Annotated in this window: 19 protein-coding genes; all 19 read right to left on the bottom strand. The window is 38.7% G+C overall.

Annotation, left to right across the window (positions count from 1 at the left end; all coding sequences use genetic code 11):
• Positions 1-70: 70 nt before the first annotated feature.
• The 19 genes from ACFVTB_RS07545 to ACFVTB_RS07635 all read right to left on the bottom strand — a co-directional run bounded on the left by ACFVTB_RS07545 (position 71) and on the right by ACFVTB_RS07635 (position 22,265).
• Positions 71-1,051 carry a glycosyltransferase family 2 protein gene (locus ACFVTB_RS07545; protein ID WP_387746927.1) on the bottom strand — a complete coding sequence of 327 codons (981 nt, stop codon included), beginning with the start codon at positions 1,049-1,051 and terminating at the stop codon, positions 71-73.
• Positions 1,041-2,447 carry an undecaprenyl-phosphate glucose phosphotransferase gene (locus ACFVTB_RS07550; RefSeq protein ID WP_387746929.1) on the bottom strand — a complete coding sequence of 469 codons (1,407 nt, stop codon included), beginning with the start codon at positions 2,445-2,447 and terminating at the stop codon, positions 1,041-1,043. The genes ACFVTB_RS07545 and ACFVTB_RS07550 overlap by 11 nt, the downstream gene beginning before the upstream one ends.
• A gap of 101 nt (positions 2,448-2,548) precedes the next feature.
• Positions 2,549-4,828, bottom strand: coding sequence for a YfhO family protein (locus ACFVTB_RS07555; protein WP_387746931.1), 2,280 nt, complete (start codon positions 4,826-4,828; stop codon positions 2,549-2,551).
• A 43-nt stretch (positions 4,829-4,871) separates the two neighbouring features.
• Complete coding sequence (locus ACFVTB_RS07560; RefSeq protein ID WP_387746933.1) at positions 4,872-6,200, bottom strand: glycosyltransferase family protein; 1,329 nt, start codon at positions 6,198-6,200, stop codon at positions 4,872-4,874.
• A gap of 56 nt (positions 6,201-6,256) precedes the next feature.
• The gene (gene rfbD / locus ACFVTB_RS07565) at positions 6,257-7,114 is read right to left on the bottom strand and encodes a dTDP-4-dehydrorhamnose reductase (RefSeq protein WP_387746936.1); all 858 of its coding nucleotides are present in this window, start codon (positions 7,112-7,114) and stop codon (positions 6,257-6,259) included.
• A gap of 82 nt (positions 7,115-7,196) precedes the next feature.
• Positions 7,197-7,610: a GtrA family protein gene (locus ACFVTB_RS07570; protein WP_387746939.1), complete on the bottom strand. Its 414-nt coding sequence runs from the start codon at positions 7,608-7,610 to the stop codon at positions 7,197-7,199.
• Between the two features lie 3 nt (positions 7,611-7,613).
• A complete protein-coding gene (locus ACFVTB_RS07575; protein WP_387746942.1) occupies positions 7,614-7,844 on the bottom strand; it encodes an acyl carrier protein in 231 nt (76 codons plus the stop codon).
• Between the two features lie 20 nt (positions 7,845-7,864).
• Positions 7,865-8,863 (bottom strand): ketoacyl-ACP synthase III, encoded by a 999-nt coding sequence (locus ACFVTB_RS07580; protein WP_387746944.1) that lies wholly within the window; start codon positions 8,861-8,863, stop codon positions 7,865-7,867.
• 20 nt (positions 8,864-8,883) lie between these two features.
• Complete coding sequence (locus tag ACFVTB_RS07585) at positions 8,884-9,567, bottom strand: acyltransferase (protein ID WP_387746946.1); 684 nt, start codon at positions 9,565-9,567, stop codon at positions 8,884-8,886.
• Between the two features lie 9 nt (positions 9,568-9,576).
• Positions 9,577-10,509, bottom strand: coding sequence for a glycosyltransferase family 2 protein (locus ACFVTB_RS07590; protein ID WP_387746948.1), 933 nt, complete (start codon positions 10,507-10,509; stop codon positions 9,577-9,579).
• Positions 10,499-11,590, bottom strand: coding sequence for a DegT/DnrJ/EryC1/StrS family aminotransferase (locus ACFVTB_RS07595; protein WP_387746950.1), 1,092 nt, complete (start codon positions 11,588-11,590; stop codon positions 10,499-10,501). The genes ACFVTB_RS07590 and ACFVTB_RS07595 overlap by 11 nt, the downstream gene beginning before the upstream one ends.
• Positions 11,591-11,633: 43 nt before the next feature.
• Entirely contained in the window at positions 11,634-12,653 is a 1,020-nt protein-coding gene (gene rfbB, locus ACFVTB_RS07600; protein WP_387746952.1) for a dTDP-glucose 4,6-dehydratase, read from the bottom strand.
• A gap of 3 nt (positions 12,654-12,656) precedes the next feature.
• Positions 12,657-13,529, bottom strand: coding sequence for a glucose-1-phosphate thymidylyltransferase RfbA (gene rfbA / locus ACFVTB_RS07605; RefSeq protein WP_387746955.1), 873 nt, complete (start codon positions 13,527-13,529; stop codon positions 12,657-12,659).
• A 27-nt stretch (positions 13,530-13,556) separates the two neighbouring features.
• Entirely contained in the window at positions 13,557-14,114 is a 558-nt protein-coding gene (gene rfbC, locus ACFVTB_RS07610) for a dTDP-4-dehydrorhamnose 3,5-epimerase (RefSeq protein ID WP_387746957.1), read from the bottom strand.
• Positions 14,115-14,212: 98 nt separating this feature from the next.
• A complete protein-coding gene (locus ACFVTB_RS07615; protein ID WP_387746960.1) occupies positions 14,213-14,623 on the bottom strand; it encodes a sugar 3,4-ketoisomerase in 411 nt (136 codons plus the stop codon).
• A gap of 25 nt (positions 14,624-14,648) precedes the next feature.
• Positions 14,649-16,685, bottom strand: a complete 2,037-nt coding sequence (locus tag ACFVTB_RS07620) for a YfhO family protein (RefSeq protein ID WP_387746963.1) — start codon at positions 16,683-16,685, stop codon at positions 14,649-14,651.
• 27 nt (positions 16,686-16,712) lie between these two features.
• Positions 16,713-18,080: a mannose-1-phosphate guanylyltransferase/mannose-6-phosphate isomerase gene (locus ACFVTB_RS07625; protein ID WP_387746966.1), complete on the bottom strand. Its 1,368-nt coding sequence runs from the start codon at positions 18,078-18,080 to the stop codon at positions 16,713-16,715.
• The gene (locus ACFVTB_RS07630; RefSeq protein ID WP_387746969.1) at positions 18,073-21,366 is read right to left on the bottom strand and encodes a glycosyltransferase; all 3,294 of its coding nucleotides are present in this window, start codon (positions 21,364-21,366) and stop codon (positions 18,073-18,075) included. The genes ACFVTB_RS07625 and ACFVTB_RS07630 overlap by 8 nt, the downstream gene beginning before the upstream one ends.
• A complete protein-coding gene (locus ACFVTB_RS07635) occupies positions 21,366-22,265 on the bottom strand; it encodes a class I SAM-dependent methyltransferase (RefSeq protein ID WP_387746972.1) in 900 nt (299 codons plus the stop codon). Before ACFVTB_RS07635 ends, ACFVTB_RS07630 begins: the two co-directional genes overlap by 1 nt.
• Positions 22,266-22,267: the final 2 nt, after the last annotated feature.

Genomic DNA, 22,267 nt, shown 5'->3' on the forward strand with positions numbered 1-22,267 from the left:
GATATGCGGGGCTATACGCGAAAATGGAAAAAGAAGCATCAATTCCCCATAGCGGGAAGCCGATGCTTCTTCATTGTCCGAGCGAGCGTTCTTGCCTCGTCTCCAGCGACAGCCATATTTGCTTGTGCATGCTGAACCTTCTGCAAAGTGCTTTAGGTAAACGATGATAATGCTGTCCAAGCTTGTAACCGACCAGCTTTGCTGCCGTTTCGAGTATCAGCTTCGGAATCAAATACCATGAACGTCCAGCCCAGAGGCCAGAAAGCTGCTTTCGCAGCAAGCCCGTACCGGCTCGTCCAACCGCGCTGTACCGTAGGATCCACTCGTTCATACGCATGGACACACCGTTATCGAAATACCGCCTAAACTGTTGGCGAATCGTGTAGTCATGCGAGTGATATACGGCAGCATCCGCCGCGTAGGCTACTTTGTAGCCGCCTTCCATAATGCACTTGGCAGCCATAAATAAATCTTCATTGAAAATAACTGGAGCTGGAAAACGTCCCATCTCGTTGAAGACGTCCCGTCGGATTGCCGAACAGACATTCGAGCAGAAAAACGTTTTGATGCCGAGCCGCTCGACATCCGCTTTCGACTTAATTGTAGACTGCTGCGGGTAATTGCCTTCCCTTGCTAGCCGTTCAGGCAAGCTTGCCTGCGGATACGCTACCTGACGGGCGTAAGCCGACGAAACGCTGGCATCAGCGACAATAGGAGCGACAAGCGCCTCCAGCATACGTTCGTTGCAAGGCACGGCATCCTGTGTCATAAACACGAGAATATCTCCGATAGCGTTGGAAGCTGCGAAGTTGCGGGTTCCCCCATGATCGAACTCGCTGCGAAGCACATTTATCGTCTTCGCACCCGCTTGGTGCGCAAGCTCCAGCGTGCCGTCCTCCGACGAAGAGTCGACCACGATAATCTCGTGCGGGCGTAAAGTTTGATCGTTCAGCTTCTCAAGCAATTCGGTGAATGCCGGACCTGCGTTTAACGATGGGATAATAACGGAAACGAGTGGATTCGTTAGTTCATCTTGCTGTCTAATAGGCATTTTTGTTAACTAACCCTTTCACAATCGTCTTCATAATGATTTTAATATCGAATAAGAACGTCCAATTCTCGATATAGAACAAATCATGAAGAATGCGGTCCTGGATCGATGTATCGCCGCGCAGGCCGTTTGTTTGCGCCCAACCGGTAATGCCCGGACGAATCTGATGCTTGACCATATATTTCGGAATTTCTTCTTTAAATTGATTAACGAAAAATGGTCTTTCCGGTCTTGGACCGACTACGCTCATATGTCCAAACAGGACATTAAAAAATTGCGGTAGCTCGTCGATACTCGTACGGCGCAAGAAGCTGCCGAAGGCCGTCCTTCGCGGATCGTTCTCTACCGTCCACTGCGTATCTGCCACTTTAGCAGTAGATACTCGCATAGAACGGAATTTGTACATGTGGAACGTTTTCCGGTCTAGGCCAACCCGTTCCTGCTTGAATAAGATAGGCCCCGGGGAAGTCAGCTTGATGCCGATGACGGCAGCCAGCATAATCGGCGAGGTCACTAAAATCGCCGCAAGCGAGAATATGATATCGAACGTCCGTTTCAGCATGCGGTTGCTCAGTTCATCAAGCGGAACGTCCCGCACGTTAATGAGCGGAATACCGGCAAAATTATCGAAAAACGGCTTTGCCGGAAGCAAATCGAAATAATCCGGAATGATCAGCGTCTTCACGCCCGCATGCTCGCAAATTTCGATAATTTCTGCATATTTCTTATGTGCGTCAAGCGGAAGCGCGATGATGACTTCATCAATCGGATGACGATTCAACTGTGCACGCAGTTCGTCGAGTGATCCTAGAATCGGCATCATTTCACGATGCTCTTCCGCGTGTTCTGATTGGTAGTCATCTAAGAACCCTACCACTTCATAGCCAAGATCTGGATAGTTCTTCAAGTTGTTATAAAAGCTTCGGCCAACCGTACCCGCTCCTAAAATGAGTACGAAGCGTTTGTTGAAACCGCGCCGGCGAAATGCCGACAGCGTCTTCTTCACCATAAAACGATAAATCGTAATGACCATGACATTCATAATAAAGAATATGGCGAGAAATTCCCTAGAGATATGTATCTCTTTCGTGAAATAAAACAAACTTAGCAACCCTAAAAAACTGAGTGTTTGAATTTGTACAATCTTCAATACTTCCAATGTATATCTCTTACGCCGCTTTGGCGCATAAAATTGCAAGTAAAAACCTATTACGACAGCTGAAAATGAATAAATCGTTCCCCATAGCAAATAAGTCGAGAAGGGCACCGATTTAACGTAGTCCAATAAACCACTTTGAAATTTCAACCAATAAGCAACTAGAAAAACAACCAACGTACAAAGCAAATCGGCAAGTACGTATAGCTGCGTTAGTATTTTTTGATTTTGCCTAAGCATTCACCAGATTCACCCGCATTCCATTGCTTTATAATAGGAACCTAATAGAATTGTATCAGAGCCTGGCATATTTTTAAACCATTTTCCAATCAATATCCATATTATTTCCTCTTACTTATTAATTTAAGATATATGTATCTTAGCAACAATACCAAACCAACCGCACTGGTAACCCAAAGTCCGACATAAAAACCTGGAGGCACATAGCGCAGTTCAACGTTATGCTTACCAGGGGCCACTTCCAGACCTATAAATCCCATGTTAATGTTTTTGACTTGTGTCGGCGTTTCATCTATCCAAGCCTTCCAGCCTCTATCATACGGTACGGATAAGAAAAGCATCCCCTGTTCATTTATGTTGACTTCGCCTGATACGTGACTTCGATCAATTCGATTTGGTACGAGGGGGCTTTCATTTAATTTAGAGATTGCTATTTCTGGATCGAAAAAGCCTGTTACTGCTGGTAAATTTGTTGCCATTCCTTTTCCTACAATAGCGGCATTTAGTATAGCTAATTCTTTGTTTCCCACATCAAGTTTCATAAACTCGTCTACCAGCAGCCTGTTTGAGTATACAAAACCGAGAGGCAATGAATGTACATTTTCGTAAATATATAAATTACCTTCCTGACCTATCATCTGGTACCCTGCAACCTCAGTTTGGTTACGTGAAATTAAATAATGCACACCAAGCAAAGATTGAATATTAGGCCTACCGTCAAATCCATAAATAAAATTATAATGAGGATTAGCCTCCATTATCTCACTAAATGCAAAGTAAGCAGGGTTGTTACTTGACAAATAGGATTTGACTCCTTTAAACCCTTGAATTGGTGCATCGTCTAGAAATACAGATTGATAGTCTTTATCTATACGATAAAAGGATCGATCCTCCTCAAGTTTTGCAATTTGCGAAACCGCTTCTTGGGTTCCATCATAATAAGTTGTTTCAAAGTCACTGGATTGCATGGGTTGCCTCGACTGCAAAGTCGCACTTGTACTAAAGGCCAATTCAACTGCCACTAATATCGTGATTAATGTAGCAAATGTCTTTTTGTTTACACGCTCACGTAAGATGATAATCATAACAATCGCGAGTAATAAACAAGCTAAAAAAATGTTGGAATAGACCACAGCTTCATTTCCGGCAGCTCTCAAATCAACTTTCTTAATCAAGTTAAGATAAAATAACCCTGATATCCATAGGATGGTAATGCTACTCCAGCCTACCCACAGCAGTTTGCCGCTTAAAGGTTGCCCGCTCTCCCATGATGACCATACCTTGGCCGCCCCCATTAGAATAGGGATAATTAAGAACCAGCTCCACCGATAGGTTTCTTGACTAAATCCATTAAACAAAGGAATTGTAATATTAGTAAATAAAATGGAAAGGAAGCAAATTGACATAATGATAGCCATAGTTTTAGAATGAAATCTTTTTCTAAACAATTGAGGCAATGTGATTAATACAATAATGCTGGTTGTCCACAATGGTCCACTAAAATAACTTACAGGAACAAATTCAGCAGGCAATATATTTGTATTTATCCCCCTAAGAATAAAACCTGTATAATCTGCAATTGATCCGGGTATTAAGCTAGGTAATACTCCACCTGTTAGGCGAGGATTATCAAATAAGATATAGACTCCAGGGATAAATAAGATCCCTACCAAGCTTACCCCGCAAATAACCCAAATTGCAGTTTTCAGTAAATGTTTTATCGATTTAGTGATCAAGGACAAAGAAAACGAATCAATTAAAACATATACGATAAAAAACAAACCAGCCATCCAAGTATAATAAGGAGAGTTGGCAGCAAGCAGAGCTACGAATAAAACTAAAAAAAACGATTTATTTTTTTTTCGAAAGTATTCATAGCCAAATAAAATACCAATAATAAATACATAAACAGTAAGGTTTGCATCCAAACAACTCCACAAGACGGCATAACCATTAAAGGTTAAAATTAAAGCAGTTAGAGCTGAAACATTATTCGAATTACCTCTCAAAATCATACACCGATAAAACATAAATCCGGCGATACCAAACTTTAATACTGCCGTTATTAGAAACCCTATTGGAATAAATCTACTGTTAAATGGAAGAAGAAAGAGGTTAAACGGGTCAAACAAGGTACCTTGAATAGCAAAAATATTAGTACCTAATCCTAATTCCCAGAGCCATCCTCCCTTATCATTCGAACGGAGCCAATCTAGTGAAATATGTTTTAATGGCCAATAAGACCATAAGGAATCAGCTCCATAGCTCTTATAAACAAAAAATTTATCCCCTACTATAAAAGGCAGAAATCCACATGCTATTATTGCTATAAATATGAAAAAAATCCAAATTCGATAGTTTATTGATTTTAAATAACTCAACCATTATCCCTCACATCTCAATCAATTCATATCGAATGATGGCTTAAAACCAGGTAATTCTTCCTGTTTGCATATCAATAAGATAGCTAATATAAAAAACGAAACAAACAAGCAGAATCATCGCTATTCCAATAGTTATGATATGTTTTTTTCTCTTTCTATTTTCAATTAAATACTCAAGTCCAAAGCCTGCTAGTACTAGTAACAACAAATATGATGGGTACCCAAATCTTGATTCAATTGCAGTCATTGACATAAACAATGTATAGCAAATTGAAGCAAATAATAACGAATTGATTATAAATAAGCTTTCTTTTCGTTTTATTCTGAACTGATATACTCCAATAAATATCAATAACCAATTCAGCCAAAGTAAAACACTAGGTAAAAGTCTGGTAGTGCCGTCCAGATTTTTTACATATGCATCAACATAACCCCAATCCAACATCCCAAAGAGGTGGGAACTTACTACAGTCAAAAATGCACCAAAATTATGGAAAGCTAGTTTGTAAATGCTCATATTGCTCTCAAGTATCCAGGGCGATGGAAAATACAGCTGTGGAGTTTCTCCTTCAATTATTACTGTGCTGTATTTTAAATACTGACTAGCCCATATAGATTGTTGTTCAAACAAATTTAAATGAATGAGCGGTGTAAAATGATTAAACTTTGTAACATTCATATAGATTTGAGGTAAAAAAATAACTAAGCAGACTAACCCAACAGCAATAAACTTATAAGGCTTGAAATCTTTTTGTTTAAGTAATCTATATAGACCAATCAATAAAAATAAAATCATAAATATGGCACTTGAAGGTCTGATCAACACCGAACTGTATAAAGTGATAGCGACTACAGCACCATTACTTATTTTATTAAGATCAGATTTAATTAAGTAGATTAGAGATATCATTATTAAACAAGTTGCTAGTATATCAGTTAAGAAAAGAGTGGTTGCTTGTATCAAATAAGGATTCAACAAACCACAAAAAATAATACTATGAAATATTAATTTACGATCAGCTATACGAAATGCGAATTTGGAAATCTCAAAGATTGTAATAGCATAGATTAAATATTGAAATATACTAAAAGCAATTTTTACGTTAACCACATTACCATCGGTGAATACATGGATTAATGCAATTAATAAAGGATACAAGTAAGTACGTAATTCATCAGTGATACTGAATAGTCCATTCTCTAATATGATTTTACTGATTTCATAATATCTAGTCTCATCATAATAATTAACTATACTGTTTTGTTTAATGTAATAAATCAACTGCAGTAAAGAGCCAATTATAACTAGAGATAATATCAAATAATCCTTTTTTGTAGCTTTTAATTCATTCTTGAAAAAAATATTCAACTATTGCTACCTCCTATTTCAATAAACAAATCCCTAGTCACTTTGAAACTTTACCCTTACTGCATTTGCATAAAGTGTTTCAATGCCTCTCTCCATGTACGCAGCGTCTGAAGTCCATGTATCCGAATTGCAGTATGATCCATAACGGAAAAAGCTGGTCTCGGTGCCGGCCTTGGAAACTCCTCCGTTGTGCAAGGAATTACTTGAGGATTCAATTCGGATAATTGGAATATCTCATTCGCAAAATCAAACCAGGAGCAAACCTCGGAATTGGAGGCATGATATATTCCGTAATACTCGGTCTGTACAAGCTCAAGTAGAAACTGTGCTAAGTCATAGGTGTATGTCGGAGAACCTAATTGGTCGGCTACAACAGAAATCTGATCTCGCTCGCTTCCAAGCTTAATCATAGTTTTCACAAAGTTGTTGCCATACTTGCCAAATACCCAAGACGTACGAACAATAAAAAACTTATCATGCAGTGTCTGAACCGAATTTTCCCCTGCAAGTTTTGATTTTCCATAAACAGTTTGAGGATTCGTAAGATCATATTCATTGTATGGAATCGAACTTTTTCCATCGAAAACGTAGTCTGTGCTAATGTAGCAAAGCTTTGCCCCTATTTCCCTCGTGGCAATAGCAATATTGCGAGTACCGGAATAATTAACAAGAAAGGCCGTATCTGCTTCGGACTCTGCTTGATCTACCGCAGTATATGCAGCGCAATGTATGACGACATCAGGACGATGCTGAGCCAACACCACACGACAATTTTCCAGATCTGTTACATTAAGCGTATCCCGCCCAAAACCAATGATTTCAATATTCAAATTTTCAGTGTTCCATTCGGCAAGCTCCTTGCCCAACTGCCCATTAGCTCCAGTAACCGCTATTTTCAACTTCTGAACATTCATATATATGCCTCCAGACGAATTTGTATTGCATCGTCTTCATATCCTATTCATAAATGTAATTGACTCCCCGGCATACTTGCCGTTATGTTGATTTTCTAATCCACTTCAGAAGTAAATGCCCCAGTTTACCAGATAATATAAATTTACTTACAAAGTAAGTCACAGGAAGAGAAACAATAGTTACAATTAGAGGAGCTATTTTATTGTTCATTGAAAGCTTATCAATAAATAAATACAGCAAAAATAACCCTAGCAAAAACTGAGCCACATAGACTAAAGGGTATTGTATCAGTTTCCACAAAGTCATTTTTGTTTGAAAGACCATTTTGGAGTTTATGAAAAAAGAGAATAATATACCTAGAAGATAAGAAATTAAATAGGCAATTGAATAAGGAACAAATAACAGCATTAAGATATAAGAAAGATAGGTTATAGCCGTATTTAGCATACCGGCTATAACATATCTAATAACCTCACGATTAAAATATCGACTCATTGTCTATTCTAGACGATCCTTAATTAATTCAACAATTTCCGCAAAACTTTGTAAGTTTCTTAGTGCACTGTCTTCTAGCTTTAAAGAGAACTGTTCTTCAAATGTTGCAAGTAATGATGCTTTCGATAAGGAATCCCAATCCTCAAGATCACTTAACTGAGTCTCCATGTTGATCGTACCATGATCCACCATTACAATATCCTCAAAATTTGCAATAAATTCTTCTAATTTCATTTTCAAAATCCTCCTCTAAGTTAATGTATATTAAGTGTAATTGAACAAATACCCCAAGATAAACCTACTCCGAACCCAACCAACATCACTTTATCGCCATTCTTTGTTCTACCCTCTTTAAAATCCCTAATAAGGGCTATTGGTATAGAGGAGGACACTGTGTTCCCACAGTCCTGAAATTGAATGGAAAACTTCTCTTTATCAATATTTAATTTTCTTCTTATCGTCTCCAACATGTATTGATTGGCTTGATGAAAAACAAAATAATCAAAATCTTCCAAAGACTGTTGACTTTTTTCTAACAGGGCATTAATAGCTTTAGGTATCTGCAACGCCGTGAAATTAAATATTGCATTTCCATCCATATACAGGTTACTTCGATTACGTGTATTTCCTTTTTCATCAACTACTTCGATTAAGGACTCTGGACTTAACGGCTCCTTAAGGCCCCCCGCAGGGACAATAAGAAGTTCTGCACCCTTTCCGTCCGTCCCTAATTCAAAGGGCCCTATTGCATGATTGCCGATACTGTCGTCAGAAGAAATTAATGTAGCTGAGGCTGCATCGCCAAACAATAATTTAACATTGCGATCATTTGCGTTCACATATTTACTATAAGTATCGGCTGTTAAAAACAAAACATTTCGGGCTACGCCCGACTCAATTAGACCTTTTGCCAAAGATAACCCATATACATATCCTGAACAGCCTAAATTAAAATCCAACGCACCGCATGATGTCGAAAGTCCTAATCTCTCCTGCAATATGCATGCCGTTGTAGGCAAATAATGATCCGGTGATTGTGTGCAGTAAAGTAGGAAATCGATTGCCGCCTTATCGATAGCATCTGAGTCGAATAGTTTGGTTGCTGCATGGAAAGCCAGGTCAGAGGCATATTCATTTTCGCCAGCAATATTTTTGACAGATACTCCGATCTTTTTCGTCATTCGGTCTTCCGGATCATTGTAATCCTTTTTTTCTGGCAAGTAGTAATCGATTGCCTTAATGTAACTGCCCATCTCCAACTAACCTCCTTGAACTAATATCTCTTCATTGCGCTAGGCACTTTTGAGACCACTTTTGCTGGGTTTCCGGAAACAATAACATCTTCGGGAACATCTTTTTTGACAACTGATCCTGCTGCAACAATACTGCCACGACCAATTTTGACGCCAGGTAAAATAGTTGCTCCAACTCCGATCGAAACATAATCTTCGATTAGAGCTCCAAACACATCATCGCTATAGCCATGTTTACCGAATAAATTATCATTTGCCATATTTACTCCAACACTTATAAATACATGACTTCCGATTTTCACTCTACCTGTTATATGAGTGTTATCCATTATTCGTGTAAAGCTACCAATTTCCACTTCGGTATTAATGGTAACACCCCGGCTAATTAGCACCTCATCTCCAATTCGAACATTCGGCATGATGGATGAGTTATCGCCTACCAGTGAGTCTCTGCCAATCGTTACGTCCTCATAAATAATAACATTGCTACAAATCGAGACCTCATCTGAAATGATTGTTTCCTTCTTTTTGGAAAGCTCTTTCTTCATAACTGTAGTTGGGGTAGCGCTTCTGCCAATTACCGAGTGCTCGCCAATAACCACATTATCATTTACTGTCGCATGCTCGTATATTATAGCATAATCCCTTACCTCTACATTAGATCCTATACTTTTTGAATATATTCTTGCCGTTTCAGATAACATAGTATCCCTCTATTCATAAATTTCATCTACTACGTAGGTTGGCCTTTTCCGGCTTTCGTCCAGAATCCGCCAGAGGTACTCTCCAATAATCCCCAACATAACCATATTTAATCCCAATAAAAATGTAATTAATGCAATTATAGTTGCCCAGCCTTCAAGCGGAATGTAGCCGAAAATAGCATTGAATACAACAAAAATTCCGTAAAGGAAGCTCAAGGCTGCTGTAAAGATACCTACTAGGGACATCATTCTAATCGGAGCATAAGAGAAACTTACAAACGAATCAACAAATAGCTTTATTTTTTTGCTTAACGTCCATCGCGATTTCCCGTGCTTTCTTTCCTGTCTCACATACGAGATCGTATCCTGGGAATGTCCAAGCCAAAAAATCAGGCTCATAATATTAGTGTTTTTTTCACCGATGCTGTTCAGTTCTCTTACAATTTGTTTATCGATAAGAACGAAATCGAAACCACCCTCAGGATAGTTTCTCAAAGCGAACTTATTCATTAAATAATAATAGGTATTAGAAAACATACGTTGGGAGAACGATTCTTCCCTACCGGAGCGTGTTGCCATAACTACTTTATTTCCCGCTGTCCATCTGGCTATCATTTCAGCAAATAATTCAGGCGGATCTTGAAGATCCGCTGATATAATGCCTACGCAATCACCTGTCGCTTGTTTGAGTCCGGCCTGAACAGCAGACATCGAGCCAAAATTCCGACTCAATTTGACGATTTTAATCCGATTGTCATTTTCTCTCTCCAACAGTAGCAGTTCTAAAGAGCGATCTTTTGAACCATCGTCTACAAATATAAATTCGAATTCATATTCGGGTAACAAGGTTTGTAATTTTTTCAGTCTCGGTACTGTATGGGGAATATTCTGCTCATTATAGTAAATTGGAATAACGATACTAAATCGTTTCTTAGTATTCATTTAATGCCTCCGTTACTATGCGCACATCTTCCATACTCATAACCGGACTTATTGGCAAGCTTAATATTTCTCTATGAATTTGTTCCGAGAGCGGATAGCTTCTCTCCGACCATTCTTTATAAGCTTCTTGCTTATGAGGCGGAATCGGGTAATGAATTAATGTTTGAATTCCTTTACTGTGCAAAAACTTTTGAAGCTCGTCCCTGTTATCCGTTCGTACCACGAACAAGTGCCAAACATGAGACAGCCTGTCTTTGTCAGTAACGGCGGGTAATACAATTCGATTATTTTTTATATTAGCGGAGTAGTATTCTGCTATCGTTCTGCGAACCTCATTGTCCTCATCTAGATACTTGAGTTTTACTTTCAATACTGCAGCATGAGTTTCGTCCAACCGGCTATTTACACCTTTGTATAAATTCTCATATTTGCGATGAGAACCATAGTTTCGGAGTGCTTTTAACTTAGCATAAACCTCTTCATCGTTTAATGTTATCGCTCCGGCATCTCCTAGCGCTCCTAAGTTTTTTCCAGGATAGAAACTGAATGCAGCAGCATCCCCTAAGTTACCCGCTCTAACCTCATCAAAGATTACTCCATGCGATTGCGCACAATCCTCAAAAACTTTCAAATTATATTTAGCCGCTATTTCATTTATCGCTCTCATATCACATGATTGACCGTATAGATGCACGACCATAATAGCCTTAGTCCGTGGTGTAATCTTTTCTTCAATAGCTTTTGGGTCGATATTGTAGCTTAAAATGTCTGGCTCAACAAGAACAGGCGTAGCACCAGTGCTTGATATTGCTAGTATTGATGCAATGTATGTATTGGATGGAACGATAACTTCATCGTTTTCTCCAATGTCATGTGCTTTTAAAATCAAAGAAAGCGCATCTAATCCGTTAGCGACCCCTAAACAGTATTTAGTACCGCAATACCTCGCAAACTCTTGCTCGAACTCTTCAACCTCTTTGCCTAATATATACCAACCCGAATGCAATACGCGTTCCAAACTTTCTGTTATTTCAGCGCTATGACGGACATTAATTTGTTTTAAATCCAAAAATGGAATCATATATTCTCCTTTCAAGGAATAAAATATACTGGAAGAGTCTGCTTTATTCTCCCGCCTCAAACCGTTCTTTGTATTGTGCTTCATAATAAAGCTGATACGTTCCTGAGACGACCTGCTCCATCCATTCCTTATTATTTAGATACCATTGAATCGTTTCTTTAATGCCAGTTTCATAAGGAAAGCGTGGACTCCATCCAAGTTCGTTGCGAATTTTATCCGCATCGATAGCATAACGGCGATCATGTCCGGGACGGTCTTTAACATAACTGATTAGTGACTCAGGTTTGCCTAGCTCCTGTAGTATTGTTTTTACCACATGAAGATTGTTCCTCTCATTATTGCCACCGACGTTATAAACTTCTCCATTTTTTCCCTTATGAAGAACAAGATCGATGGCGCTGCAATGATCCTCAACATATAACCAGTCACGCACATTAAGTCCGTCACCATATACCGGAAGCGGCTTATCTTGCAGTGCATTTTGAATCATAAGAGGAATTAGCTTTTCCGGGAACTGATAAGGCCCGTAGTTATTTGAGCAACGCGTTATATTCACTGCCAATCCGAACGTCTCATGATACGCGCGAACCAACAAATCAGCTGCCGCTTTGCTAGCCGAGTAAGGGCTATTCGGCGCTAACGGCGTTTCTTCTGTAAATAAACCAGTATCGCCAAGCGTTCCATATACTTCATCGGTTGATACTTGAACGAACTTTGAGACATTATGCTTTCTAGCCAAATCAAGTAAGGTTTGAGTACCTAATACATTCGTTTGTACGAATATTTCCGGATGCAAAATGCTCCGGTCCACATGCGATTCTGCAGCAAAGTTAAGAACCGCATCGACTCCTTCAAATAGCGGTTCTAATGCTACTTTATCTGTAATATCTGCTTTAACGAATTGATAATTAGGATGTTCCTCTACCGAACGAAGATTTTCTAAATTCCCAGCATAGGTTAGAGAATCTATATTAATGATCTGGTAATCTGGATATTTATTTACCATATATAAAACAAAATTACTTCCAATAAACCCGGCACCGCCAGTTATAATAATTTTCATTTGTCAATCTCCTTTTTTCGCCAATTCCAATAAGTATTGACCGTATTCATTTTTAGAAAGTGGTTCCGCAAGCTTAACTAGCTGTTCTTTCGTTATATATCCTTTCAAGTAAGCAATCTCTTCAATACAGGCCACTTTAAACCCTTGGCGTTTTTCAATCGTTTCAATGAAATGGGATGCTTGCATAAGCGATTCATGCGTCCCGGTATCCAGCCAAGCAAACCCTCTGCCAAACATTTGAACATTTAATGTCCCGTTCTCCAGATACATTTTGTTAATATCTGTTATTTCCAATTCTCCCCTTGCTGAAGGAGTTATTTGTTTGGCATACTTGACGACTTGATTGTCATAAAAATAAAGTCCTGTAATTGCATAATTTGACTTCGGCTCTTTCGGTTTTTCTTCAATAGATATAGCCCGCATTTTATCATCAAATTCTACAACTCCATAACGCTGAGGATCTTTTACTTTATATCCAAACACAGTTGCACCGCTGTCATTAGAAACGGCCCTAAGCAACATTTCAGTGAAGTTTTGCCCGTAAAAAATATTATCTCCGAGTATTAACGCCACATTGTCATCACCTATAAAGCTTTCTCCTATAACAAAAGCTTGGGCTAGGCCATCAGGCGATGGCTGAATCGCATAACTAATAGCAAGTCCAAAATCACTTCCATCCCCTAGAAGCGCTTCAAACCGATGCGTATCTTCTGGTGTCGAAATAACTAATATTTCTCTTATTCCCGCCAGCATTAAAACGGATAATGGATAATAAATCATGGGCTTATCATAAATCGGAAGAAGCTGCTTTGAGATCGTTTTAGTAAGCGGATATAATCGTGTACCGCTTCCACCAGCAAGTATTATACCTTTCACGTCGCACCTACTTTATTGATATTTAAACTACTCATTATAAACAAAATTAATTTCTGCATTAGCGAACAGAGGGTGCCTGCTGTCTTTATCTGAAGTAATAGGGTTTGTAATCGGCCAATCGATGTTTAACTGCGGATCATTCCATGCAATACCGCGATCACATTCAGGCGAGTAAAGAGAGTCCACTTTATATATAACTTCGCAATTCTGAACTAATGTGCAAAAACCATGAGCAAACCCACGCGGCACTAACAATTGCCTTTTGTTTGATGCACTCAGAATAAACCCTTGCCATTGTCCAAAGGTCGGTGAACCTTTTCGAATATCAAGGATCACATCATAAATGACTCCCGTAGTTACTCTAATCAGCTTGGTTTGTGCATGCGGATTAAGTTGATAGTGCAGTCCTCTAAGGACCCCCGCCTCTACTGATAAGGAATGATTATCTTGAATAAAATCTGTAGCGATACCATTCTCGTTAAACGTTTTCTGATTGTAACTCTCCATAAAAAAACCCCGATTATCGCTAAAAACAGCCGGCTCCAATAACTTTGCATCCAGTAGCTTCGTATCCAATATTTTCATACGTCACCTACTCTTTGTTTTATTAACAGACACACTCTATAATCATATGCACTTAAGGATCAAATCTTCCTAGTCTGTTACTTATTTTAGGTTGGAATTCACGCCCCGTACACTTCCAAAAACTTGGAATAATCTCTTATGTAATCATCTGGATCATACAAATGAGACGCTAGAACAAGCAATACACAATCTGGAGAAAAATCATACATTTCATGCCAATCATTGGGTTCCAAAATGAGAACTTTATTGGGTGAATCTAATTGAACCTCTTCTTTTCTTTCCGTATTATCTAAATGAATAGAGCAAGAACCCGAAACGCATATTAAAGCTTGTCTTGTTTTGTAGTGAGCATGAAATCCTCTCCGCACTCCCTCAACAGTACCATAGATATAAAATACTCGTTTCATCTCGAACGGAATTGTTTTATTTTCTTCGACTACAGTAAGTTGGCCTCTATCATCACCAAGTACATTGACTTCAATAATTTTACTAGATAGTGAACTCTGCATTTTTGCTACCTCCCAGCGCTATTTACTATTTGATTGCATTTCCTTTAAATCGTCTTACAAAAGTAACAATAAAATAGACGAATAAAACGAGCCATGCTGTAAATGTAACGTATGCAGATATAATCACAAGCATAGGCTTGTATTCCAATACTACATTATTGTCTCCTGCATTTATTGGTACAGCGATAAGACCGGCAGCACTGAATTGCCTCACATCTACCTTTTCACCGTTTACTTCAGCTCTCCAGCCTGGGAAATAGGTTTGTTCGAAAACGAGCGATTGAGAGGTATCGGACTGCACATCTACTACAAACTTATTTTTAAACCACTGAATATTAGTAGGAAGTATCTTTTTAACCCCATTATCATATAATTCGGTTTCGGTTGCCCATACTGCTGGCTCTCCTACATTAGGCAGCATTTGATTTACAAATGCAACTTCAAAATTTTTCAGATCAAAACTGCCAACATAACCCCCGGTATTAAACCTCTGGTAGAAAATAGAATCACTTTCTAAGATTGTAGAATTTTCGGCATATTCATTCGCAATGGTATTGTTTTCACCTTTATAAAGGGCATCTATAGCCTCGTTATAAGAAAAAGGTCTCTCTTCAGTACCGATTGTAAATACCTGGTTTCTATAAACTCCCAACACAGAAAACACTATAGTTAAAACAATAAATGAACTAATAAATACTACTTTACTCTTTTTATTAATAGCAATCAAAAATAGAAACAAAATAATAATTGTAACGACTATCTCTTCGCCAAAGTATTTTATCATCCATTCGGTTGGTTGCATCGGTTCCATTGGTTTTATCATCATACTGCTGATTGATAACAGTATTACGACAAATATCCCTATAAACACTTTAACAATCTTCGCGTACTGTTCATTCCAGTTCGATTCTTTACTTTCCATAACAAATTGAATATTTCGCAGTGCAATAATTGTCAAAAAGTAAAAATAAAAATAGCGAAGTCCTGCAGGGAATTTAAAGGTATCTATTCCTGGTACGAAATGATAGAAGAACTGATAGACTGGTGCATATCGCCCCATACAAAGCAATATTGAAAAAAACAAGAATACATACAGAACTTTTTTATTTCTTTCAAATGAACCGATTAAAAAGGCTCCCATTAGTAATGGCAATGCAATATACGTATTGTTCATTGAAATATCCATTGGCGGATTTAATGATTTTGCCAATTGTGCAATAGCTGGAGTTAGCGAAGCAAACCAATTCCATATATTTAGTGAAGTGTTAGTAGCGATATCCCATGGCACTTTACTTCTTGTTATCTCGCTCATTACTTGAACAGTTGTAACCAGCGTCACAAAAGAGCCGGCAACAGCAACGATAATCGCTAAAATCATTTGCTTTATTAATGCCAGCTTATTAATTTTCTTGTAAGACACAATCAGCTCAAAAACAATATAAAACAAACAAAAAATCACAAATGGTGGATAGCTATTTAGTACTAATAAAGCAACAGTCGTTCCGAATAAAATCGAAAAAAATTTAGAGCTTTGATTTTCTACCATTTTTTTTATTGAATAATGCAGAAGAGGAAAAAGACTTGCCGTTATGATAAAGGTAATATGCTCTGCATTAGCAACGAATAGACCGCAAGAAGAATAGGCAATCCCTCCAATTGCGCACAGCCACCTATTATTCACATATAGTGTGCAGGCCAAATACATAAAAATTGCCGCTGACAATATAATTAGAAAAAATTGTAATTGAAGAAGGTATTGTGTCTGTCCAATTAATCCAAATAGAATAGTTGTCGGGTACCAGATTGGAGCGCCCAGCAGATGAGAGATCGGAATTCCCCTATGAACAAAAGGCTCCCATAGAGGTAGTGCACCATCTTTCAGATGTGAAGAAACACTCACAAAGCTTGGAAAAATCCCTCCGTACATATCCCACTTCATCCATAGCTTTCCTATAATCACTTTATAGTACATGCAAATCACAACTAGAATCATAACAGGAATAGGATATCGCGTTGACTCGAGCATTTTTTCGATCCTATGTCCTATGGTTCTTTTCTTCAATTTTTAGTCCTCCTAGTAGACGGAATTTCAGGTCAAAGCACTACTACTTCTTACCACATCATCTTCCTCTATATACTCTCCTACTTGCACCTCAATCAAATGCAGATCGATCTTCCCAGGGTTTAGAACGGAGTGCTCCTCGCCCATTCTAATAAAGGTCGATTCGTTCGTTCTCAACAGCGACTCCTCACCATTCACTGTAATTAACGCGGTTCCACTTACTACAATCCAATGTTCATTACGATGAAAATGTTTTTGCATACTTAGTCTTTGCCCAGGTTTGATAATGACTTTTTTAATTTTGTAGTTAGAAGAGTGGTCTAAAACAGTATTCTTACCCCAAGGACGATAAGCTGTCACATGGCTGTCCACTAACAACGAGCCTCTATGCTTCAATACTTCTACCGCTTGTTTAACCTTCTGAGACGATCCCTGTTTAGAAACTAGTAAAGCGTCAGGTGTATCAACAATGATTAAATTTTCCACATCAATGGTTGTTACGACTCTGCTGTCCGCTATAATCAAATTTTGATGCGAGTCGATATTAATATGCTTCTCGGATAGAGAGTTGCCACTTTCGTCCTTCTCCATTTGATCGTAGAGCGATTCAAAACTGCCCAGATCCGACCAACCGAAATCAGATGGCACTACTTTTACAATATCGCTTTTCTCCATAACCGCATAATCTATACTGTCGGCTGGAATAGTCTCCATATCGTCAGCATGAACTCTATAAAGGAGCGACTGTTTGGAAGCATTCTTAAAAGCCAATGATGCAGCCTGTTCAATGCTTGGGGCATGTTTCTGCAATTGTTGAAGAAAAACTCCCGCTTTGAAAAGAAAAATACCACTGTTCCAATAAAAGTTTCCCGCCTTGATATACTTATCTGCAATTTCACGGCTAGGCTTTTCTTTAAACGAAAGTACATCGCTGCCTTTAGACTCAATATAACCATATCCTGTTTCTGGATAACTCGGTTTTATTCCAAATGTAACCATAAACCCTTCTTCGGCCATTGATTTAGCCATTTCTATACAGGACATATAAGCATCTTGATTAGCCACTATATGGTCTGATGGCGTAACCAACACTAACTCATTCTCATCAAGTGCCATGCAGGCAAGTGCTATCGCGGGAGCAGTGTTTTTCCCTACCGGCTCAAGCAGAAATCGGGTATCGGTATGCCCAAGTTCCTCTAAATGGTCCAGCACAAGAAAGTATTGTTCTTGATTTGAAACAATAAAAGAATCACTGCAAAGCAATTTATTGCGCTCCACTGTCTCTTGGAACAAGGAACGATTGGAAATAAATTTATTAAATTGTTTTGGATATAAAGTTCTGGATAAGGGCCACAGCCTTGTTCCATTTCCTCCACACAAAACCAAGTTAATCATTTTGAACTCTCCTGATATTTGAAATATCCAAAGATAATATCTCCTTGGCAGCGTCCACAGTAAAGAACTCATTAATAAATTGACGAGATGCGTTTGCATTTGTCTTCCATTCTAACTCGTCATTATACTTTTTCACGACAGCATTCGCGAATTCAGTTTCTGAATCACAAACCGTCATAATGCCTTCGCTAATTTCCAATCCTTCGGCACCAATTGCAGTAGTAACGATTGGAACTTGATAATACAAAGCCTCAATTACTTTGCCTTTAACGCCCGCCCCAAATCTTAAAGGCACGATAACGACCCGGCAACTATTATAGTAATGCTCCAATTCTTCATCTGAAACAAACCCTGTCACAATAATATTTGAGCTTTGTTGTTCCAATAAATCATTAGGAGGGTTCGAACCAACAATGAAAAGCTTAATATCCGGGATTTCTCTTTTTATTGCGGGCAATACGTTCTCAATAAACCATAAGATACCATCATAGTTTGGCTTATGATTAAAACCGCCTACGAAAAGCAGATGTTTACGATCGGCAAAATCGTTTGTTGAGCGATCATAGAGGCCGTTATACGGAAATAGAGGGATATTCCTAATAGGCTTATCCGGTATTAGTTTTTGTAATACTTGTTGCTCGAATGAACCTACGACATGAATAACATCCGCTAGACTAAATAATTTAAATTCTATTTCTTTCCATTCTTCCGAAGACTTCAGCAATGCAGGATTACGGGTCAGTTCATAATTACGCAGTTCGCGAAGATAATGAAGATCATGGCCAAAATATATGATCTTCGCTTGCGTGTTCTTTTTAAAACTATCTATATATTTAATTGAGATATGAGGCCGATTCAAATAGACATAGTCGATATACTCGCCATTAGTTTTGATCCATTGATGAATATTTTTTGCATAACTATTTCCATAAAGTACTTCAATGCCGATTTGCTGAAGCTCGCTTGTATAAGGCTCATGCTGAAAGAAATTATCGCCTATAAAAATAACACGATAACCTAATGAAACCATTAGCTTCATATATAGGTGAGTGCAGCGACCACCCGCGTCTTTGTCATAGTGAGGCACATAATGATCGACGACAACAATCGTTTTTTTGTTGCGCGAACGATCTCTAGCAAGAAAAACATGTTCTGCATTTGCAAACTGATTTTTTTCCAGTTCTATTTTCCATTTCTCCAGAAACTTCTCTTTGTTCTTCACCTGGTAACTCTTAATTCCACTTCCTGTATCGGTCCCGTGCGATATGCCTTCGAAATGCACAATAACCGATTTCGGTTGAAGCAATACTTTATAGCCAAGCGCCCTGACTGCAAAAGCTAAATCGGTATCCTCAAAATATGCTGGAACATAGCGCTCGTCGAAGCCTCCTAATTCTATCCACAATGAGGTTCTAATTAGAATAGCCGCTCCAGAAATATAGTCTGCTTCCTTCACATAGTTGTATTCCGGCTTCTCAGGGTCATCCAGTCGCCCATAATTCCAACCGCTTGCATCGCTCCATATAATTCCTCCAGCTTCCTGCTGCCTGCCATCCGGGTAGATCAGCTTGGAGCCTACCATTCCTGTCGTTGGATCGGACTCGATAACACTTAACAAGTGATCCAGCCAATTCGACTGTACATTCGTATCATTGTTTAAGAAAAAGATATACTTCCCTTTAGCTTGTTTTGCCGCGTTATTGCAGTTCAAAAGAAAACCACGGTTTTCTCCATCTCGAACTACATTAATATTGTCCGCATATTGTCCTATATTCACCGTTTCATCAGTGGACATATCATCGGCAATAATAACTTCATAGGCAATTCCTTGCGTATTTGTCAAAATCGATTGCAGACAAGCGTATGTGTAATCAAACTGATTGTAAACGGGAATAACGATAGAAACGAGCGGGGTCTCGTGCTCCTCAAATATAAGCTTCGTATAATTTTCCGGCTTGAACAGTTGAATAGGCGCTTTACTCTCATCCGCTGGTAAATGACGTTCCACAAAGGAATCAATTCGATTCTCTAGTTGTCTTGAATCTTCCGCGTTTAAGTAATATCTCAACTTTTTCAGATTTTGCTTATTCATTTTGGAAACAACGAACTTTGGATTTCTAGCCAAGCTGGCGAACAGCTTCAAAAAGACCCGTCGCTTGGAATTACTAGGTACTAATGCATCTCTAGTCTTATAGTAACGTTTTAGTAATTTCCATCCGCCGGAGCCATGAATATTATGTAGTTCTCGTTCGCTTAACAAGAGCTGCTCAATATGCCCATCCTTATTGCGCAGTTCTTGATTTTGCCGCTCCATTTGCTGCTCCATTTGTTGCTCCAATAATTTGTTTTCTTCAACTTCAGCAGCCAATTTTTCATGTAACAGGTTTAACTTGTTTTTATAGTCCTCACTTTGCAAGCGTGCTTCTTCTATTTGCCTATTGGCAGACTCATACTTCTCCAAAGTGGATGCAATTTCTTGATTCTTTGATTCCACTTCATGATTTAACTGAACATTGCGCTGCTCCAGTCCTTCCAGAGCAATTACATCGTTGCTGACTCTATAGGTCGATTTATACAACCGGTTTTCTCCAAACACATAATTTTGAAAACCTTTTTCCATCTCCTCATACAGGGAGAGTCGAGCAATGTCCAGTTCGAAAAAACTATAAATCGCATTAATTTCAATAAAACCAGTAATCTGTTTCATATATTTAGCGACAAATTCATTGATCGCTCGGTAAACAATAAAATCAACAGGTATTCCGAAGGGAAATACCCACTCGTAATCAATGACAGTCAGCGTTCCAGCTTCAGAGAGCGTTAGATTGTCAAAAGTCAGATCAACATTGGCATACTGCATGCAGTAAACCTGCCTCAGACTCACCTTCTGTTTGAATACATGCTCAAACGATTCGCTCGACTCAAAAGTTTCCTCAACGTAATTAGCCTGGTTGAGGATCATTTTTTTATATACACCTAAATAATGAAAAAACTGCTCTTTATTATTTTGAACGATTGTCCGGTATAAATAGGAGTCTAACAAAGGCGCATCGGAATAAACGAAAGAAATAGCTTCCCCTTCGATAAAGCACTTTGCCACTTCAACATCGCTCATTGTTTGGCTCAATATTTCATAATTGCGTCCCATCGCATTTATATGATCAACCGCTTCTGGGAACAGCGCCTTTTTCTTGGAATACATCTTGTCCGCGAGTCGGTAAATAACAGTTTCTGTTTGGAATTCTGGCAACCGTTCACGGTTATATTTCGCAAATAAAATATCCATCACTTACCACCTTGGTTAGTAAAAATTAAAAAGGAATTGGAGAAGAACGGAAATTGCTTATTATCAATTAAACCGTTTACGACAGACTGCTCGTCGAATAGCTGGTAACGGCTGCGATCGTAGTTAGGCGAATTTTTAATTTCGCCCGGTTTCGGCAAATACTCATCGGAGTAAACTTGATGAGGTAATTTATAGTCCGGTACAGGATAATAATAACGGGTTTCACTTAAGCCAACTGATTTCAACAATTGTTCCATATCCATTCGGCTAAAGGTTTCAACTCCATGTTTCTCGTTGTAACCCTCAATACTCTCGAATAATTGACCTGAATGATCCTCTCTCGCTCCCGCCCAATACTTCAACCCGTATTTATTCTCAATTGCGATAATTAGCATTCCGTCCGGCTTCAATAACGACTTGACTGCCTCAATAAAACTTTTATGAGGATGCGGCCCTTCCGTATACTTTCCAGCGTACTCCAGCACTCCAATTAGCGTAATATAGTCAAACTTCTGATCAAATTCGATATCGTTTAAATTTCCGACGATTATTTCGAGATTATGTTTCCCTTTGCATCTATTGGAAATAATTTCAGCTCTTCTTTTGGACAATTCTACTGCTACAACTTTCTCTACTTTCTCACAAAACAACCCCGTCAAAGCGCCGCAGCCCGCTCCGATTTCCAGTAAGGAGGCTCCGTCTTTGAAAGGGTACCATTCTAAAAGATTGCGTCTGAGCGGGGTTAGATGATAAAGGATTGGCCACTTATCGTTAGCTCTCAGTATTTCCGTATAGGAATCTGACCTCTTCACGATTTCAAGCAACTCATCCTCAACATCTCCATCACTGTAATGATCGGTTCCGCTATAATATTTCAAATTTATCGAAATAGGTTCCATAA

This window comes from Paenibacillus sp. NPDC058071, from assembly GCF_042885235.1.
Classification (GTDB): Bacteria; Bacillota; Bacilli; order Paenibacillales; family Paenibacillaceae; genus Pristimantibacillus.

Bases quoted from the DNA above. Each gene is read 5' to 3' on its own strand.
- ACFVTB_RS07545 (WP_387746927.1), bottom strand. From the start codon at position 1,051: ATGCCTATTAGACAGCAAGATGAACTAACGAATCCACTCGTTTCCGTT.
- ACFVTB_RS07550 (WP_387746929.1), bottom strand. From the start codon at position 2,447: ATGCTTAGGCAAAATCAAAAAATACTAACGCAGCTATACGTACTTGCC.
- rfbD (WP_387746936.1), bottom strand. From the start codon at position 7,114: ATGAATGTTCAGAAGTTGAAAATAGCGGTTACTGGAGCTAATGGGCAG.
- ACFVTB_RS07570 (WP_387746939.1), bottom strand. From the start codon at position 7,610: ATGAGTCGATATTTTAATCGTGAGGTTATTAGATATGTTATAGCCGGT.
- ACFVTB_RS07575 (WP_387746942.1), bottom strand. From the start codon at position 7,844: ATGAAATTAGAAGAATTTATTGCAAATTTTGAGGATATTGTAATGGTG.
- ACFVTB_RS07580 (WP_387746944.1), bottom strand. From the start codon at position 8,863: ATGGGCAGTTACATTAAGGCAATCGATTACTACTTGCCAGAAAAAAAG.
- ACFVTB_RS07585 (WP_387746946.1), bottom strand. From the start codon at position 9,567: ATGTTATCTGAAACGGCAAGAATATATTCAAAAAGTATAGGATCTAAT.
- ACFVTB_RS07590 (WP_387746948.1), bottom strand. From the start codon at position 10,509: ATGAATACTAAGAAACGATTTAGTATCGTTATTCCAATTTACTATAAT.
- ACFVTB_RS07595 (WP_387746950.1), bottom strand. From the start codon at position 11,590: ATGATTCCATTTTTGGATTTAAAACAAATTAATGTCCGTCATAGCGCT.
- rfbB (WP_387746952.1), bottom strand. From the start codon at position 12,653: ATGAAAATTATTATAACTGGCGGTGCCGGGTTTATTGGAAGTAATTTT.
- rfbC (WP_387746957.1), bottom strand. From the start codon at position 14,114: ATGAAAATATTGGATACGAAGCTACTGGATGCAAAGTTATTGGAGCCG.
- ACFVTB_RS07615 (WP_387746960.1), bottom strand. From the start codon at position 14,623: ATGCAGAGTTCACTATCTAGTAAAATTATTGAAGTCAATGTACTTGGT.
- ACFVTB_RS07625 (WP_387746966.1), bottom strand. From the start codon at position 18,080: ATGATTAACTTGGTTTTGTGTGGAGGAAATGGAACAAGGCTGTGGCCC.
- ACFVTB_RS07630 (WP_387746969.1), bottom strand. From the start codon at position 21,366: ATGGATATTTTATTTGCGAAATATAACCGTGAACGGTTGCCAGAATTC.
- ACFVTB_RS07635 (WP_387746972.1), bottom strand. From the start codon at position 22,265: ATGGAACCTATTTCGATAAATTTGAAATATTATAGCGGAACCGATCAT.